Below are 17,298 nucleotides of genomic sequence, written 5' to 3'. Positions count from 1 at the left end.
TTTAAATAGATCTTTGATCCATCAGGGGTTTATAGCTTTGCCAGCCGTTCACGGATCTCCATTCTGCGCCCTTCGTCGGCCACTTCCCGGCCCGGGCGGGCCGGGGCGGCCAGCGCCTTGTCGAGGTAGGTTTTGGCCTCGGCCTTGCGCCCCTGATCCAGCAGGAAGTCGCCATAGAAGAAGTTGGGGTCGATGCCATCCGGATTGATGGCCAGCGCCTGCTTGAGCAGTTGTTCCGCCTTCTCGTCATCACCGAAGCCGACCGGCCAGCCGGGTACCTGATAGTAGAGAGAGCCCAGACTGGTGTAGGCAGAGCCGTCCAGCGCCTTGGGGTCTTGCTTGAGCGCCAGCTCCAGTTTGGCTTTGGCCTCTTTCACCAGTCCCAGTGCCCCCAGCCCCCCTTTGGCCCCCGCCCAGGTGCTCTTGACGATGGCAGACCAGATCAGCAGATCGGCGCGAAAAGGCTCCTTGGCGCTGGCCGTTTCGGCCCGGGTGCTCAGGGTCTCGAGGCAACTCTCTTTCGCTTTGCCGGTCTGTTGATACTGGCAAACTGCCCACTGCTGCTGGATGGGCGCGAGAGCATCATCCGCGGCCATGACCGAGGTGGAGCCCAGCAGGATGGCGATGGCACAAGCGGTCACTGATTGACGGACAAAGTTCATATTAATGCTCCTTCTTGGTCGGGATCGGGCGAGAAAAGTCTGGTTGCGGCGCACTGTTGGCGCATACATCAGTCGTCCCTGGCTGAAGATGTCGGGCATAACGCTTGATGATCGGCAGCTGTCTGGCCAACGCCTTGTCGACGATGCCGGGCAGCAGGGCATTGAGTCGTACGAACAGTTTTTCCGGCCAGCCGAGCCAGCTGCGGCGGGTCTCGTTGCACAGGGCGATGATGGCCTCTTCGGCTACCTCTTGCGGGCTGTCAGTCTGGGTGCCGAGCGCTGCATTCATCTCGTAGGCGGCCTCGGAATTGAGCTTGGTGCGGGTGGCGCGCGGAGCAAAGTGCAGCACCTTGACGCCGCTCCCCTCCAGCTCCCGTCCCAGCGCCTCGCTAAAGCCGCGCAGGGCAAATTTGCTGGCGCAGTAGACGCTGTAACCGGGGTAGCCAATGCTGCCCAGGCTCGACCCCATGTTCATGATGATCCCCGGCTTGCGCAATCTGGGCAGCAGGGCGCGGGTGAGCTGGATTGGCGCCTCGATATTGAGCAGCAGCTGGCGCTCCACCTGCTCAAAGCTCTGATCTTCCAGCCAGGCAAACTGGTTGCAGCCAGCGTTGTTGATCAGGATGTCGAGTCCATTCTCCAGCGCCGGGTGTTGCAGCAGCTTGGCTCGCTCCTGTGCAGAGCCGAGGTCGGCGAGCACCACCTGATGGCGCTCGGGATGCGGCAGTGACTTGCACAGCCGTTCCAGCACAGGAGCACGGCGACCATGCAGCAGCAGGTGGGCCCCCTGGGCCGCCAACTCCTGCGCGAGCTCTTCACCTATGCCACCGCTGGCGCCGGTGAGCAGCACGAGTTTCCCTTCAAGGTTCATGGTGTGGGTTCCCTTTTTGCTGTCTGCTGCCAACTTATACAGTGGCGGTGAGGTTGTAGAGCATCTCGCCATAGAGACGATAAACCACCTTGGCCCCGTGAATGATGGCGGCTTGATCCGCCGGGCTCTCGACCCGATCCATCAGGGATTCAAAGAACTTGAGGTGCTCCTGATCCAGGGCGCCGTGGGAGCTCAGGTAGCTCATCGCCTGGGGTGGCAGGCCGAGGCCCTTTTTCAGCTGGTCGGCGACGGTGAGGGCGATGGCCACGCTGGTGCCTTCCAGCACCTGTACCATGCCGAAGAAACCCATGGGGTTGCCGCGCTGGATCTGGTCGTAGAGAAAGGCCACCATCAGCTCGATGGGCAGCCCCGGTTGGCCGTGGCGCACTGCCTCGGCATCACCGCCACAGGCGCGGATGTCATTGAGGATCCACTCCTGATGGCCATACTCCTCGTCGATGTATTCGGCAATGGCGCCGCGCACCCACTCGTACTCCTGACCCAGCTTGCCGCCGGTTGCCATCAGCAGCGGGACCGTGTGGCGCACGTGGTAGTAGGCCTGCGCCAGAAAGGCGAGATAGGTGTCACGGCTGATGTCGCCACGGCGGCAGGCTTCGATAATGGGGGCGTTGAACAGATGCTCACGCTCACTTGCAGTTGCTTGTTGCAGAGTCTGATAGAAGCTCATGACGATTCTCCTGTAAGGCATTGGCTGATTTGCCGGGAAAAGTGTTGGTAAATCTCGTTGCGACGTGGGCGCCCGTTGGCGGTCAGCAGGCCGGGATGCTGGTCGAGTGCCACCGGCAACCAGTGGTGCAGCCGGGCATAATCGGGCAGCCGCTGGTTCAGACCGGCGATCTGGCGTGGCAGATCCGCCTCTTTGCCCGGCAGGGGCTGGATTAGCGCCACGTTGGCAGGCTGACCATCGCCAAACACCACGATGCGTGCGATGGCGGGGCAGAGCTGGGCCTCGGCTTCCACCCACTCTGGCGAGAAGTTGCGGCCAAAGGCGGTGATCTGGACATTCTTCTTGCGCCCGGTGATATGGAGGTAGCCCTCATCATCCAGATGACCCAGATCGCCTGTGGCGATCTGCATGGCAGAAGGTTCGCCAGTGGCAATCTGTTCGGGAGTCAGTTCGTTGCTGCCGAGATAGCCCAGCATGGCGCTGCCGCTCACCATAATTTCGCCATCGGTGGCAATGGAGACCTGACAGTGGGGCAGTGGACGCCCCACGCTGCCGGGCTTGTCAGCATCCGGACTGTTGAGTGCCACCACGGAGCCGCACTCCGAGAGGCCATATCCCTCATACACCGGCAGGCCGAGCTGGCGGGCGTGTTTGATCAGGTCGGGAGCCACCTTGCCGCCACCGACGGCAATAAAGCGCAGACTCTTGAGCTGCTGGGCCAGCACTGGGGTGCTGGTGCAGAGCGCCAGCAGCAAGCGCAGCAGTTCGGGCACCAGCACCAGACTGTGGGTCGGCCAGCGCAGCAGGGCCTCCCCCAGCATGGCTGGATTGAGCGAGCTGGAGCCGGTGAAGCCGAGTTCGCCGAGGGACGGAATGCGACTGCAAGCGCCGGTCAGCAGCGGCACATAGAGGCCGGTGATGTTCTCAAGCAGGGTCGCCAGCGGCAGCAGGGTCAGGTGTTTTTCCACCTTGGCTAGCGCGACCCGCTCAGCCAGCGCATGGCTCACCGCCATCATCTGGCTCAGTGACAGGCAGACGCCCTTGGGCTGGCCCGTAGTGCCGGAGGTGTAGGTGATCTTGGCGGTGCCTTTGGGCAGCGCCGGTCGATTGGCTGGTGTGTGGCGCCAGAGCGGCAGCTCTCCGGTGATCAGCGAGAGCGGCTCGGCGGCATGCCACCCCTGATGATGTGGGCCCACCAGCGCATCGGCGCCGCTGCTCTCCAGCAACCAGGCCTGCTGGGCCTGACTGAAGAAGTGGGGCACCGGGATGACCACGATACCGGCACGGGTGCAGGCGAGATCCAGCAGCGCCCAGGGCAGGCCGTTGTCCAGCTGCAGAGCCAGACGATTGATGTCGAGCTGTTGCAGTTGGCTGGCCAGACGCTGGATCTGTTGCCACAGGGTCTGATAATCGAGACGCTGCTGGCTGCTCACTAGTGCAGGCGACTGAGGATCCTCGTGGGCATGTTTGGCGATGGCGTCGAACAGGCTCATTGGGCGCACCTTTTTTGATTGGTCAGGTTGTCATTACTCTTGCTGGTATCGTCAAACAGGGTCGGCATGGGGGCCAGCAGATTGAGCAGCAGGCTGCTCTGGGCCAGCACCTCGCGCCCCTGATTGATGTCGCCCACCATCACCTTGGGTTGGCAACGGTAGTACTCACCCCAGGCATCGGCGTCGGCCCCCACCTGATGGGCCTGGGCGGGGGCCAGCTCCACCGGGTTGAGTTGCAGGCGGGCAAAGCTGTTGCGCAGCTTGGCGGTGCCGGTAAAGACCACGTAGTCGAGGGCGTTTTCACATAGCAGACGACACAGGGCCGCAAACATCAGGCGGGCATTGCCCGGTTCGCTGCAGGCCAGATTGCCCACTTCGATAATGCGGTGGCGTGCCGGATAGACCCCGAGGCAGGTGTTGATGGCCGCCTCGATGGGTTGCTCCAGATACTGTTCCAGATAGAGAGTCCCCTCACTGGCATGATTGAGACCACAGGCACCGACCAGCGTCCCGTCTGCCCGATAGAGACCCAGCAGGCAGGGGAGAAAATGGGGAATACGGGCATTGAACTCACGGGTGTAGGCGGCCTGGATATAGGTTTGCAGCGCCATGACCTGCTGCGGGGACTCGGCCAGGATCAACCGGTAGGGTGCTTGGATCTCAATGGTCATGGGTGACTCCTTCTCTTGCGATGGTTTGAGAGTAAAAGGGCAAACTTAAGAAACCCTTAAGGAGCAAAAAAAGTTGTCAGCGAGGCAGCGGGCAGGCAATCTGCGCCGCTGTTATCCAACAGGAAGCACCCAAGAGGAACCGTCATGTCATCCAACGTCTGCTGCCCCCTGTGTGCCAGTCATCGCAGTTATCCCCTGCCGGTGGCAGGCAAGCGCTATCATCGCTGCCTCGCGTGCGAGCTGGTCTGGCTGGATGAGGCGGATCATCTGGATGAGACTGCCGAGAAGGCGGTTTATGACAGTCACGACAACCGGGTGGATGATCCCCGTTATCGCACCTTTCTGATGCGGGCATTTGGCGAGGTGTTGAGCCGGGTGCCGACTCCTGCCTGCGGCCTCGATTTTGGCTGTGGCCCAGGCCCAGCGCTGGTGGCGATGGGGCGCGAGGCGGGTTACCAGATGGCGGGGTATGACAAGTTCTACGCCGATTTTCCCGAGTTGCTGACGCGCCAGTACGACTTCATCACCAGTACCGAGGTGATCGAGCATATCGCCGAGCCGCGTGCCGTGCTGAACAAACTGTGGGATTGCCTCAAGCCGGGCGGTGTGCTGGTGCTTCAGACCCAGCGGGTACTCGGTGACGAGCGGTTTAAAAACTGGCGCTATCGCCACGACCCGACCCACATCGTCTTCTTTTCCGAGGCATCATTTCAGGTGCAGGCCGCCAGCTGGCAGGCCGAGCTCAGCTTCCCCCACACCGATGTGGCGGTTATCACCAAACCTTGAACTGGGTGTATTCATTTGATCATGGATTGGGCATGCTGATCGCCTGACTTCTGGAACGGATGCCCTGTTTTCATGTCCATACCCCACATCTCACTGCAAGATGCCCGTCATCTGCAGCTGGCGGCGCAGGGGCTGCTCGTCCCCCGTCGCAGCAAGGCGACCCCGGCCAATCTGCTGGCCACCATTCGCCGAATGGCGTTGCTGCAGATTGATACCATCTCGGTGGTTGCCCGCAGCCCCTATCTGGTGCTCTTTAGCCGGCTTGGCCAGTACGAACCGAACTGGCTGGAGCAGTTGCTGGCCGACGGCGAGATCTTCGAATATTGGGCTCACGAGGCCTGTTTTGTACCCCGCGAGGATTACCGGCTGTTGCGCCACCGGATGCTCGACCCCGCGGCCATGGGCTGGAAGTTTTCGGCCAACTGGCTTGCAACCCATCAGCAGGAGATTGACCAGCTTATCGAGCGCATTCGTGACCATGGTCCGGTGCGGGCGATCGACTTTGAGCACACAACTGGCAAGGGGAGCGGCTGGTGGGACTGGAAGCCGGAGAAACGCCATCTGGAGGTGTTGTTTACCACCGGTCAGTTGATGGTGCGGGAGCGGCGCAATTTTCAGCGGGTCTATGACTTGGCAGAGCGGGTCATTCCCGAATGGAGCGACCAGCTGCATCTGCCGAGTGTTGCAGAGGCGCAGCGGGATATGGTACGTGCCAGTTGCCGTGCGCTGGGGCTGGTCAAAACCGGCTGGGTTGCGGACTACTATCGGCTGCGGCGCGGCAAATATGATGTCCTGCTCCATCTGCTGGCGGATGAAGGTGAGCTGCTGCCGGTTCGGGTGGAGGGGTGGCAGCACGATGCCTTTGTGCACGTATCTCTGGCCGATGAGCTGATGCAGGTCAAGGAGGGCCGTCTCAAGGCAACCCATACCACGGCCTTGTCGCCGTTCGACCCGCTGGTGTGGGATCGCAAACGGGCCAGTGAACTGTTCAACTTCGACTATCGCATCGAGTGCTATACCCCGGCCCCCAAGCGCCAGTATGGCTACTTTGTGTTGCCCTTGCTCCATCGCGGCAAGCTGGTGGGCAGAATGGATGCCAAGGCCCATCGCCAGCAGGGGATCTTCGAGATCAAGAGTCTCTATCTGGAAGTCGGGGTGAGAGTGACTCGCACGCTTGCACAGGATCTGGTGAAAGCCCTGCACAAGCTGGCTGATTGGCACCAGACCCCGCAGCTTCGTTATGGTGCCATTCCGGCCAATTTGCTGGCGTTATGGTATGAAAGTGTTATTAACGAATGAGCGCTATCCCTTCTGGACTAAGCTGCAAGAGGAGAAAACAGTTCGGGAGCGGGAGATGAAACGAGCGGTGACATGGTTGACTGGGCTTGTGCTGGCTAGCCTCTCCCCCGTGCTATGGGCACAAGGACCTGTGGTACGGATCTGTTTGGGGGAGGGCAACGAGTGGGCTCCCTTTACCTACTGGGAGCGCAAGGACGGGGTGCCCGATACCAGCCGTCTGACCGGTTCGGCGACCACACTCGTGCTCGATGCATTGGAAAAGAGCGGATTGTCATATCAGATCCGCTATCTTCCCTGGGCGCGGGTCCAGCAGGAGCTGGCAGACTATCGCCAGAATGGTCTGTGTGAGTTGACCTGGGATGCCAGTTACAAACCGGAGCGGGCCGAGTTTGCTTTCTACAGCGTTCCTCTCTATTACACCCGCCTCGGCTTTTTCTATCTCAAGCGTCGCTTCCCCGACGCACCAGATTTACAGATGGTCAATCGCTCACGTGTGTGCGGGGTGATTGGCTATAACTACACCCCCTACGGTTTGGCACAGGAGCCACGCAGGGTGAGGCAGTTACAGCAGGCGCTCGATATGCTGGAGCGGGATCGCTGCGATTTTCTGCCAAGCGAAATTGAACCACTGGTGAGTGGCATCAGTCTCGGGATTTACCAGAGCGAGAGTGGATTGCTCAACCTCGTCTTGCCCAGCCGAAAGCAGTTTTACCTGCTGGTCAGCAAGGGCTCCCCCCGCGCTCACGAGCTGGTGAACAACCTCAATCAGGCTCTGGTGGCGTTTCAGGAAGGAGGGCATGCCGACGAGGTGATGCGCCGTTTCTTGCCGCCGATGGAGTAGGTGCTCATCAGGAAATGCAGCTGAAAAGGGCCAGCCTGAGCAATCTTGCTGGCCCTTTTCAGCTGTTCAGGAGGATAAAAAAACCGGGCAGAGTGCCCGGTTTGGTCTATCAGTCAGATGTGATTACTGGAGTACCAGTACCATCAGCAGGCCGACGGTAATGGCAGATACCAGGAAGGCAAAGCCATAGAACACATAGTGGTGCAGCTTGGTGGTGTGGATCCCCAGATCATGCAGACCGTGGTAGATACGGTGCATACCGTGCCAGATCGGCAGAGCGATGATCACCAGCAGGATGCAGGCACCCCACCAGGAGCTGGCGAATGCCAGAACGCGGTCATAGCTCATGGTCTCTACGTCCATGATACCCATGGGTACCAGCAGACCGGTGATGAGGACAATGACCGGCAGCAGCATGGCAACGACCATGCCACCCGCACCAAACAGACCCCAGTAAATTGGCTCGTCAGAACGTCTCATTGTTTTCTCCTCAGGCCACGATGATCAGGACAAGCAGGGATACCACAGCCAGCGCCACATACTGGGCGATGACGATCGGTTTCTCCGGCACCAGGTCTTCACCACGGAAGATACGCATGGCTTTTGGAGCCAGAGCGAACCAGGTCTTGGCATGGAACAGGCAGGCTGCCAGCGCAATCACGTGGAACAGGATGGCGATCGGGCTTTGCAGGGATTCCAGCCAGCCGTTGAACGCTTCCTGACCCTGTACCAGACGCATCAGACCCCACATCAGCACAACAGCGTAGATGGAGACGAAGATACTGGTGCCTTCGCGGATCATGTAACCGGTGTAGAAGGCGTTCTTCAGCCACCAGTCTTTCTTCATTTCGCGGACGTAAGGTTTACGTTTGCTTTCAGTGTTGTTCATGGTCTCAATCCTGCTCTCAATCTGGCTTGAACATGGCGATCATGTAGTCCTTGGCACTCTCTACCTTGCCAAGCTGGATGGCCGCTGCCGGATCGACGCCCTTCGGGCACACTTCGGAGCAGTAGCCCACGAAGGTACAGCCCCAGACGCCTTCGTCCTGGCTGATGATGCGCATACGCTCTTTGGCGCCGGCATCACGGTTGTCGACGTTGTAGCGATAGGCCAGAGCCAGTGCCGCCGGACCGGTGAACTTCTTGTTGATGCCGTACTGCGGGCAGGCCGCGTAGCAGAGACCACAGTTGATGCACTGGGAGAACTGCTTGTACTTCGCCATCTCTGCCGGAGTCTGGATGTACTCGCCATCGCACAGGTTGCGCGGCTCGCTCGGGATGATGTACGGCTTGATGCTCTCCAGCTTCTCGATGAAATCGGACATGTCGACCACCAGGTCACGCTCGATCGGGAAGTTGTTGAGCGGCTCGATGGTCATCTTGCCCGGCAGATAGTCGCGCAGGAATGCCTTGCAACCCAGCTTGGGAACACCGTTGACCATCATGCCGCAGGAGCCGCAGATCGCCATCCGGCAGGACCAGCGGAAGCTCAGGGTAGAGTCCAGGTGATCCTTGATGTACTGCAGCGCATCCAGCAGAGACATCTCTCTCTGGTAGGGCACCTGGAAGGTCTGCATCCAGGGCTCGTTATCCTGCTCAGGACGATAGCGCAGGATTTCAATTTCAATCATCTCAGCCATTCTTCTTAGCCTCGTCTTGTTTCTCACCCTCGGAGCCGTACACGCGTTTTGCCGGCTGGGACTTAGTGATCTTCACATCGGAGTAATCGATGGAGGGCGTTTCGCCATTTTGGTAGAACGAGAGCGTGTGCTTGAGGAAGTTCACGTCATCACGCTCTTCGTAACCATCCAGACGCTGGTGGGAACCGCGGGACTCTTTACGATTGATGGCGGAGTGCGCCATGGCTTCTGCCACGTCCAGCATGTAACCCAGTTCGATGGCGTACAGCAGGTCGGTGTTGAAGACAGAGGACTTGTCGTTGATCTTGACCTTTTTGTAACGGGCTTTCAGCTCGTTGATCTTGTCGATGGTGCCCTGCATCAGCTCTTCGGTACGGTAGATACCGACACCGGCTTCCATGGACATGCCCAACTCGTTGCGAATATCGGCCGGGTTCTCGGTGCCATCGATGTCGAGCAGGGAGAGGTGCTGCTTGATGAGCGCCTCAGCCTTGGCAGCCAGTGCTTCGGTGTTGCCATGCTTCTGGGTTTTGGCAAATTCACCGGCCTGTTCACCAGCCAGCTTGCCGAATACCACGATCTCGGACAGGGAGTTGGAACCCAGACGGTTGGCGCCGTGCAAACCAACAGAGGCGCATTCGCCAGCGGCGTAGAGGCCGGCCAGACGGGTGGCACACTTGTTGTCGGTCTCGATACCACCCATGGTGTAGTGGGCAGTCGGACGTACCGGGATGGGCTCTTTGGCCGGATCCACGTTGACGTAGGCTTTGGCCAGTTCGCAGATGAACGGCAGACGCTCTTTCAGATACTTCTCGCCGAGGTGACGCAGGTCGAGGTGAACCACATCGCCCATCGGGCCCTGGATCACGCGGCCTTTCTGCTGCTCTTGCCAGAATGCCTGGGAAACGCGGTCGCGCGGACCCAGTTCCATGTATTTGCTCTTCGGCTGGCCGATCGGAGTTTCCGGGCCCAAGCCGTAGTCTTGCAGGTAGCGGTAGCCATCCTTGTTGAGCAGGACGCCACCCTCACCACGACAACCTTCGGTCATCAGGATGCCGGTACCCGGCAGACCGGTCGGGTGATACTGAACGAATTCCATGTCACGCAGCGGTACGCCGTGACGATAGGCCAGCGCCATGCCGTCACCGGTCACGATGCCGCCGTTGGTGTTGTAACGGTACACACGACCAGCACCACCAGTTGCCAGAATCACGGATTTGGCCTGGATGAAGCGGGTGATGCCGTTCTGGATGTCAAAGGTCAGAACGCCCTGAACACGACCATCTTCCACGATCAGATCGAGGCAGAAGTGCTCGTCGAAGCGCTTGATGCTCGGGTATTTGACGGAGGTCTGGAACAGGGTGTGCAGAATGTGGAAACCGGATTTGTCAGCAGCGAACCAGGTACGGGGTACCTTCATGCCACCAAAAGGACGCACGTTGGCTTTGCCATCCGGCTTGCGGCTCCAGGGGCAACCCCAGTGCTCCAGCTGGATCATCTCTTTGGTCGCATTGTTGACGAAGTAATCGACAACGTCCTGCTCACACAGCCAGTCACCACCGGAGACGGTGTCGTTGAAGTGGTTTTCGAGGGAGTCGTCATCACGGACGACACCGGCAGCGCCGCCTTCGGCAGCTACCGTGTGGCTGCGCATCGGGTAAACCTTGGAAATCAGGGCGATGTCCAGGTCTGGCTGTGATTCGGCTATAGCGATAGCGGCGCGTAAGCCGGTACCGCCAGCACCGATGATGGCCACATCGGTCTTGATAATATCCACATCTGCCTCCTTAGGGATAGATTTGCTGGGCACGATTTTGCTCTATGAAAAAAATTCAGGCTTGATGCAAGTCAAACTGCCAGGTTTTATTCCCTTTTTATTAGTGATTTTTTTGTAAAACACCCAATTCCCTGGACGAAAATGTCGTAATTATCGCCATTTTTCGGTGTTACTGAGCAGTCAAACACCATGCTACAGATACTTTAACATCCGGATTGTACGTAGTTTTCTTTCACCAAAATGCGAATCACCTCTCTTTTTAGGTACTTCAGAAAAAAATTTTAAGTTTTTTATTAAAAATTTTTAATGATAATTATTGGCATTTAAATGCATGCATAAAAATTACTAATCCTTTTATCGACTGAAAAAGTGTAGTGTATCCGATGGGAGCTACTGCATTGCGGGGGGCAACAGGAAGGTGAGGAGACGACGCTGGTGTTAGATTACTCACTGATAATTAAGCGATATTTAAAAAAGTAAAGGGGCCTGTACGGCCCCTTTCTTATCATCGTCAAATGCGGAACATACCGACCTGGTTACTCAATTCACCCGAAATATTTTTAAGTTGTTCAGAGAGATGGCGTGAGCTGTCAGCATCTACCGCCAGTTCATCCGAGACATCTTTCACCGCCTGAATGTTGCGGCTGACCTCGTCGGTCACCGCTCGTTGCTCTTCCGCCGCGCTGGAGATCTGGGTCGCCATGTCGGAGATCTGATTGATGGAGGAGGTAATCTGTTCCAGCGCCTGGGTGGCGTTGTTGGCGTCATCCACGCTGTTCTGGGCAAGCAGCTGGCCTTCATGCATTGTGCTGACTGCACCCTGGGTATTGCGCTGCAGGGTCTCGATCATATTGCGGATCTCGACGGTAGAGCTATGGGTACGCTGTGACAGCACCCGCACTTCGTCAGCCACCACAGCGAAACCCCGGCCCTGTTCGCCAGCGCGGGCTGCTTCGATAGCTGCGTTGAGTGCCAGCAGGTTGGTCTGTTCAGCGATGCCCTGAATGGTGGAGAGAATGGTGTTGATCTCCTGAGCATTCTTCTCGAGCTCCTGAATAATGTCCGATGCCTGGGCAACCTGGGTTGCCAGATCGGTAATGGAGCGCTGGTTGCGGGCAATCACCAGTTTGCCATGCTCGCAGCTGCTGCTAGAGGATCGGGCAGCTTCGGCGGTCTGTTCGGCGTTGCTGGCCACTTCAACGGCAGTGGCGGACATCTCATGGACAGCCGTGGCGATCTGGGAGATCTCGTTTTGCTGGCGTGCCAGCCCCTGATTCGCCTTCTCCGCCATGCTGTGGGAGGACTTGGCTTGCTGGTTGAGTTGGCCGGAAGAGTTGGAGATATCCTGCACCATTACATGGATCCGATCGATGAAGGTGTTGACGTGTTTGGCAACCGCGCCTACCTCATCCTCACGCTCAATCTTGATGCGACGGGTCAAGTCGCCGTTACCGCGTGAGAGATCGGCAATCGCTTCGCCCAGCGTTTTCAGGGGCGCCAGCGAGCCGTTGATGGCGACATAGGAGAAACCAGCCACGATCAGTATGGTGATAAGCCCCTGGATAAGGGAAGAGGTGACCATGCTGCGGACTGACTGGTAGGCGGTTTCCTCATCCACCATCATACCGTAATACCAGTTGGTATTGGGGATGGCGTTAAAGTCAAAGACCTCTTTCTTGCCGCTGATCACCAGCTCGTTGATCGTACCGTCATGAGCTATCTGGTTGATGTAAGATGCGGTCAACTCAGGGGCTAACGCAGTGGCGGGTTTCAGGCTCAGGGAGGCATCTGGGTGCGCGATGATGGTGCCATTGCTGTCCACCAGCATGGCGTAGGTACCCTCGGTGGTGACCGCCAGAATATCCGAGATCAGTGAGCTGATGGAGACGTCACCGGCGATGACCCCCTGGGTATTGCCGCGCTGGAACGGCTCGGCAATGGTGACAATCAGCTGGCCGGTGGAGATGTCGGCATAGGGGGCTGTAATGACCAGCTTGCCTGCGGCGGCCGCGTCCTTGTACCAGGGGCGTTGACGTGGGTCATAACCGGCGGGCAAGTCGGTTGGTTTGCTCTGGATCATCTTGCCGTCTGCGGTACCGGCATAGACCAGGTCGAAGCCACCGGCATTCATGGACTGGGCCAGATGACTGATGGGCTCGTCTTCTTTGGCGAATGCTTCCTTGGTGGTGCTGACCATGCTGATCCGGGAGTCGACCCAGCGGGAGATCCCCTTGACGTTGGCCATGGAGCTTTCGTCGATGATGTTCCAGACCAGTCGCTGGGTCTCGCTGCGCAGTTGCGAGGTGTTGTACCAGACCTGCAGGCAAGTGATCACCAGAATGATGACCCCGATAGCCAGGACAAGCTTGTTTTTAATGGATAAGTTCATAGTTACATCCTTGTGAGCGTCAGTCTGAAGTGTGTGTGGAATCTAGTTATTGTTATGAGCCTCTGTTTATCGGCTGAAGTTGAACTCTTTGTATCCCGGTCAGCTATTTAAAGTTAGTGCCTAAATCAGTGGTTATCCATGTGCGTATCGCCCCCTCACTGCGTCAGAAAACGATCTGGTCGATTGGTGAAGATTCCATCGATCCCCATGCTAGAGAGCGTTTCATAATCTTCTGGATAATCAACGGTATAAACCAGAACTTTGAGCCCCCGGCGATGTGCATCATCGACCAGCGCGGCGTCGATGAAATCAACATCGCAATTGATGGACCAGGCCCCCAGCTCGTCGGCAAACTGCGCCAGGTTGAGCGGCAGGCTGGCGGTCAGAGCACCGAGCCGGATATCGGGCCGCAAGGCGGCAAATCGGGCCAGCTCCGGGTGATGGAAGGAGGAGACCACCCACTGGCCGGGAGTAAAGCCCAGCTCGGCCTCTGCCCGTCGGGTCAGGTCTGCCACCGCATCGGCGCTATGGGCCCCCTTGAGCTCGATATGCAGCTCGCAGCGTCCGGCGATGATCTCCATCACCTGCCACAGGGTCGGGAGCACCTCTCCCTCACCGGCATCGAGCTGCTCCAGATAGGAGCGGGATTGCTCGGTCAGCACCCCCTTGCCATTGGTGCAGCGCTCCAGCCGCCGGTCGTGGAAGACCCACAACTCGCCATCGGCCGTCTGCACGTCGATCTCGATGGCTGATGCTCCCAGCTCCAGCGCTTTGGCCATCGCCTTGAGAGTGTTTTCGGGGGCCAGGCCGCTGGCGCCACGGTGGGCAATAATCTGCATGTTCTGCTCCTTTCAACTCGCGGATCAGCCGCGGCTCAGGTGAATGTCGATCTGTTGATGGGGCAGGGTAAGTCCCTGCTGTTGCATCTTCTCCAGCACCAGCGAGTGAACCTCGTGAGTGATGGGCATCCGGTGATCCATGTTGTTGACGTAGAGGCGGATCTCGTAGATCAGCGCCGAGTCGGTGAATTCGATCAGGAATACTTCCGGACTGGGGGTCTCCAGTACCAAAGTAGAGGCATGGATCGCCTCCTCAAGAATACGTTGCACCAGTTTCGGATCACGGGTCAGACCGATCCGGATACGCAGTTTGACCCGGGTTATCGCATCGGAGAGCGACCAGTTGATGAACTGCTCGGTGATAAAGGCCTTGTTGGGCACGATGATCTCCTTGCGATCCCAATCCACTATGGTGGTCGCCCGGGTTTTGATCTTGGTGACGGTGCCGGTGAGATCGCGAATAGTAACAGTGTCACCGAGCCGGATTGGTTTCTCGAACAGGATGATGAGGCCGGAAACAAAGTTGGCGAAGATCTCCTGCAGGCCGAAACCCAGCCCTACCGAGAGGGCGGCTACCAGCCACTGGGTCTTCGACCAGTCGATACCGAGCATGGAGAAACCGGTGAGGGCGCCAACGAGGATCACCAGATACTTGCTGATCGTGGTGAGTGCAAAGCCGGTTCCGGGAGAGAGGCTGAGGTGCTGAAGCAGGGTCAGCTCCATCAGCCCCGGCAGGTTGCGGGAGGTCACTACGGTCAGGATGAAGACGAAGGCGGTCAGCATCAGATCCTGCAGGGTGATGGCGGAGAGCTGCTCGATGCCACCAATCTTGCTGCTCACCTGCCATACCTCGATATTGCTGAGGAAGCTGAACGCCGAGTTGAGATCCGACCATTGCACTACCACCAGCATGGTGAAGCCGAGCATCAGCAGGGTGCGCACCAGCCCCAGCGACTGGGCGCTGATGGTGTCGAGGTCCAGCTCAGTCTCTTCCACCACATCGGGGATCTCCGAACTTAGCTCCTCCTGATTGTCGTCACGGCCGCGCTGGGCCAGCATCTCGGCCCGCTTGCTCTTGGCACGCTCGAAGGCAAGGCGGCGGCGCTGGATCAGCATCCAGCGTCTGGCCAGATAGTAGATGAGCAGGCAGCCCAGCCCCATCAGCAGGCTCAGCTCCAGCTGGCGCAGCAGGGTACGCGAGGTATAGAAGTAGCCAAACAGGGAGCCAATCACCGCCAGCAATGGTGCCAGCATCAGGCTGTTCCAGATGAAATGATGCAGCAGGTGGGGCTTGGTCATGTCACTCTGGCCCCAGGTGAGCGGTAGTCGCTCCCGGTTGAGGCGGGCAAAGAAAAGCAGCAGCCAGAGCGCGCCGATCATGAAGGCCATCCGGCCGAGGGAGTCGTAGAAGGCGTGCTCCTGATAGCTGTTGGCCATCCCCTGCACGAAGAAGCTAGGGATCAGCACCAGCAGCAGGGTTCGAAACTGGTTCCATACCTGCTGGACCCGCTCTTTTGGCCAGCGGAAGTGAAGGATCAGGATCCCCCGCTCGAGCGTCAGGTGACGGGCCATCACCAGTGCCAGCAGCAGAAACCATATTTCCCCAAGTCCACGCCCGATCGCAACGGCGAACGGGTATTGCCAGGCCCCTTCGAGCAGGCCGCGAACCATCAATACCATTGCGGGCAGCGGCAAAGATGCAATCAGGGAGCGCAGCAGCAGGCGGCTGGTGAGACTGAATTTATCCTGGGTCACCTTGCCGATACGCGGTGCTATGTAGTCGCAGAACTGGCTCAAATGGCGGGCCAGTTTGATCCAGCTCCAGGTCAGCACCAGTAGACCAAGGCTTGCCAGGGTGAGAGTGATAGGACTGTTCTCGGCGATGGCATAGGGCAGTTGCAGCCAGTTGTTCGGGTTAAAGGCCAGGGCCAGCGCGGCAGGAATACCGAGCATCACCTGCGGCGTAAAGGGGCGCACATCCGGCAGCCAGAACAGGTGGCTGGCGCTGAGTTCGCGGATTTCGTCGATCTTGCTGTTTTGGCGACTATAGAGCAGTTTGAGCCTGGTCTGTTCCTGGATCAGGGTGTCTGATGCATCGTTTAGTCGGGTCAGCAGTTGACGACGGGCCTTGAGCAGGTTGTCGAGCACCGACAATTGTGGGCGATCCAGTGTCACTTCCTCCCCGGACAGCAACTTCTCGCGCAACAGGTTGGTGTCCTTCAGTCCATCCTGCTCGCTCTCGTACTGGTACTTGGCCATGCGGGCATTGACGATCTCCGACTCCAGTTTGTCGAGGGGGAAATAGGCTGGCAGGTCGGAAAGTTTGCTGCGAAGGTTTTCACCATAAGCCGTACTGATCTGCAGCCACTCCAGCTGTTCTCGTACCGAGTTGACCAGATCGTTTAGCTCAAACAGATTCTTGTCGATGGTGCGCTGTTCGTCCTGCACCCGCTCAATCTGATCCTCCAGCGTGCCGAGCTGGATCGAGAGCGCCTGGTTTTTTTGCTGCTGCTCCAGCAGCAGCGGCATGTCTGTGGTCAGTTGCTTGCGCAGCCGCTCGCTCTCTTTGAGTGCCAGCTCGGTTTTCTCCCGTCGCAGCTGGTTCTGCTGGGCCAGCAAGCTGGCTTGCCACTCATCCTCATCGGCGATGGCCAGATTGAGCTGTTGCAGTTTCAGCTTGCCAAGATCGTTGCGCTGCTGGGCGGAAAGCTGCTCCAGCTCCAGCATCTGGATCCGGTCTGAGAGACTTTGCTCCTTCATTCTGGTCACCAGTTGCTGGGACTCCTGCAACCGATCCGATTCGCTGCTGAAGCTCAGTCGTTCCAGCTGGCTGCGGGTCAGCTGCAGCTGTTTGCGCAGATCATCTACCCGCAGGTGATACTCCTGACCTGTGCTTTCCAGCTGATTGAGGCTATCCATCACCCCCTGTCGCTCTTTGCGCAGATTGAGTTGACGGTTGCTGCTCAGGCCAATTGCCTGGCGTAGGGCCTCCTCCTTGAGTGTGGCGAGCGGTGGACGAGAGAGGGGCTGATAGTTGTGCAGGCTCTCCTTGAGCCGTGCCGACTCCTTGGGGTAGTCGATAAGGATCTGCTGATAGGCTTTGCTCTGTTCCCGGTAACGTAGCGCTTCTCTGGCATATTGCAGCGCCTGCTGGTAGCTCTCCCGCAGCTTCTGGTTTTCCGGGGTATCGCTTTTGGGCACGCTCTGCAGCAAGGCTTCGGTCTGGGCAATGGCATCATCAGCTTGTGCCGCGGGAAGCAAGAGCAGAGAGAGCAGCAGAAAGGTGAGCAGGCGTTGCAACATGAGGCTCGTTTCCGTTCAGAAAGGGTGGTCCTAGCCTAA

General features: G+C 58.5%; 15 protein-coding genes. 3 read left to right on the top strand and 12 right to left on the bottom strand.

Annotated features, from left to right (window positions below; translation table 11 throughout):
- Positions 1–29: 29 nt before the first annotated feature.
- From G5367_RS07180 to G5367_RS07160, 5 genes are read right to left on the bottom strand one after another with little or no spacing between them, the layout of a single operon-like run.
- Positions 30–662 carry a tetratricopeptide repeat protein gene (locus G5367_RS07180; protein WP_337072446.1) on the bottom strand — a complete coding sequence of 211 codons (633 nt, stop codon included), beginning with the start codon at positions 660–662 and terminating at the stop codon, positions 30–32.
- Between the two features lies 1 nt (position 663).
- Positions 664–1,533: an SDR family oxidoreductase gene (locus G5367_RS07175; protein ID WP_216978197.1), complete on the bottom strand. Its 870-nt coding sequence runs from the start codon at positions 1,531–1,533 to the stop codon at positions 664–666.
- Between the two features lie 34 nt (positions 1,534–1,567).
- Positions 1,568–2,221 (bottom strand): TenA family transcriptional regulator, encoded by a 654-nt coding sequence (locus tag G5367_RS07170; RefSeq protein WP_202001792.1) that lies wholly within the window; start codon positions 2,219–2,221, stop codon positions 1,568–1,570.
- A complete protein-coding gene (locus G5367_RS07165) occupies positions 2,218–3,714 on the bottom strand; it encodes an AMP-dependent synthetase/ligase (protein ID WP_421244197.1) in 1,497 nt (498 codons plus the stop codon). Before G5367_RS07165 ends, G5367_RS07170 begins: the two co-directional genes overlap by 4 nt.
- On the bottom strand, positions 3,711–4,385 hold the full coding sequence (locus tag G5367_RS07160; RefSeq protein WP_421244198.1) for a thermostable hemolysin: 675 nt from the start codon (positions 4,383–4,385) through the stop codon (positions 3,711–3,713). Before G5367_RS07160 ends, G5367_RS07165 begins: the two co-directional genes overlap by 4 nt.
- A gap of 144 nt (positions 4,386–4,529) precedes the next feature.
- Here G5367_RS07160 and G5367_RS07155 point away from each other — a divergent pair, with 144 nt between their 5' ends.
- The 3 genes from G5367_RS07155 (at position 4,530) to G5367_RS07145 (ending at position 7,311) form a co-directional block, all read left to right on the top strand.
- The gene (locus G5367_RS07155) at positions 4,530–5,171 is read left to right on the top strand and encodes a class I SAM-dependent methyltransferase (RefSeq protein ID WP_201946281.1); all 642 of its coding nucleotides are present in this window, start codon (positions 4,530–4,532) and stop codon (positions 5,169–5,171) included.
- A 72-nt stretch (positions 5,172–5,243) separates the two neighbouring features.
- Positions 5,244–6,470 carry a winged helix-turn-helix domain-containing protein gene (locus tag G5367_RS07150; RefSeq protein WP_421294055.1) on the top strand — a complete coding sequence of 409 codons (1,227 nt, stop codon included), beginning with the start codon at positions 5,244–5,246 and terminating at the stop codon, positions 6,468–6,470.
- Between the two features lie 55 nt (positions 6,471–6,525).
- Positions 6,526–7,311, top strand: coding sequence for a substrate-binding periplasmic protein (locus tag G5367_RS07145; RefSeq protein ID WP_041234336.1), 786 nt, complete (start codon positions 6,526–6,528; stop codon positions 7,309–7,311).
- A gap of 123 nt (positions 7,312–7,434) precedes the next feature.
- On the opposite strand, the gene frdD is transcribed toward G5367_RS07145, so the two are convergent.
- From frdD to mscM, 7 genes are all read right to left on the bottom strand, one after another.
- Positions 7,435–7,791 carry a fumarate reductase subunit FrdD gene (frdD, locus tag G5367_RS07140; RefSeq protein ID WP_033112665.1) on the bottom strand — a complete coding sequence of 119 codons (357 nt, stop codon included), beginning with the start codon at positions 7,789–7,791 and terminating at the stop codon, positions 7,435–7,437.
- A 10-nt stretch (positions 7,792–7,801) separates the two neighbouring features.
- Positions 7,802–8,200 carry a fumarate reductase gene (locus G5367_RS07135; protein ID WP_033112664.1) on the bottom strand — a complete coding sequence of 133 codons (399 nt, stop codon included), beginning with the start codon at positions 8,198–8,200 and terminating at the stop codon, positions 7,802–7,804.
- 16 nt (positions 8,201–8,216) lie between these two features.
- Positions 8,217–8,951, bottom strand: a complete 735-nt coding sequence (locus G5367_RS07130; RefSeq protein WP_005347973.1) for a succinate dehydrogenase/fumarate reductase iron-sulfur subunit — start codon at positions 8,949–8,951, stop codon at positions 8,217–8,219.
- Positions 8,944–10,728 (bottom strand): fumarate reductase (quinol) flavoprotein subunit, encoded by a 1,785-nt coding sequence (frdA, locus tag G5367_RS07125; RefSeq protein WP_005347964.1) that lies wholly within the window; start codon positions 10,726–10,728, stop codon positions 8,944–8,946. The genes G5367_RS07130 and frdA overlap by 8 nt, the downstream gene beginning before the upstream one ends.
- Before the next feature lie 511 nt (positions 10,729–11,239).
- Positions 11,240–13,117: a methyl-accepting chemotaxis protein gene (locus G5367_RS07120; RefSeq protein WP_421244201.1), complete on the bottom strand. Its 1,878-nt coding sequence runs from the start codon at positions 13,115–13,117 to the stop codon at positions 11,240–11,242.
- A gap of 155 nt (positions 13,118–13,272) precedes the next feature.
- Complete coding sequence (locus G5367_RS07115) at positions 13,273–13,956, bottom strand: glycerophosphodiester phosphodiesterase (RefSeq protein ID WP_421244202.1); 684 nt, start codon at positions 13,954–13,956, stop codon at positions 13,273–13,275.
- Positions 13,957–13,980: 24 nt separating this feature from the next.
- On the bottom strand, positions 13,981–17,259 hold the full coding sequence (gene mscM / locus G5367_RS07110; RefSeq protein ID WP_421244203.1) for a miniconductance mechanosensitive channel MscM: 3,279 nt from the start codon (positions 17,257–17,259) through the stop codon (positions 13,981–13,983).
- Between the last annotated feature and the right edge of the window lie 39 nt (positions 17,260–17,298).

The organism is Aeromonas sp. 604282 (assembly GCF_049170575.1).
Lineage (GTDB): Bacteria > Pseudomonadota > Gammaproteobacteria > Enterobacterales > Aeromonadaceae > Aeromonas > Aeromonas veronii_A.
The sequence above is the reverse complement of the archived record's forward strand: the minus strand, read 5'-3'. Positions and strand labels throughout refer to the sequence as shown.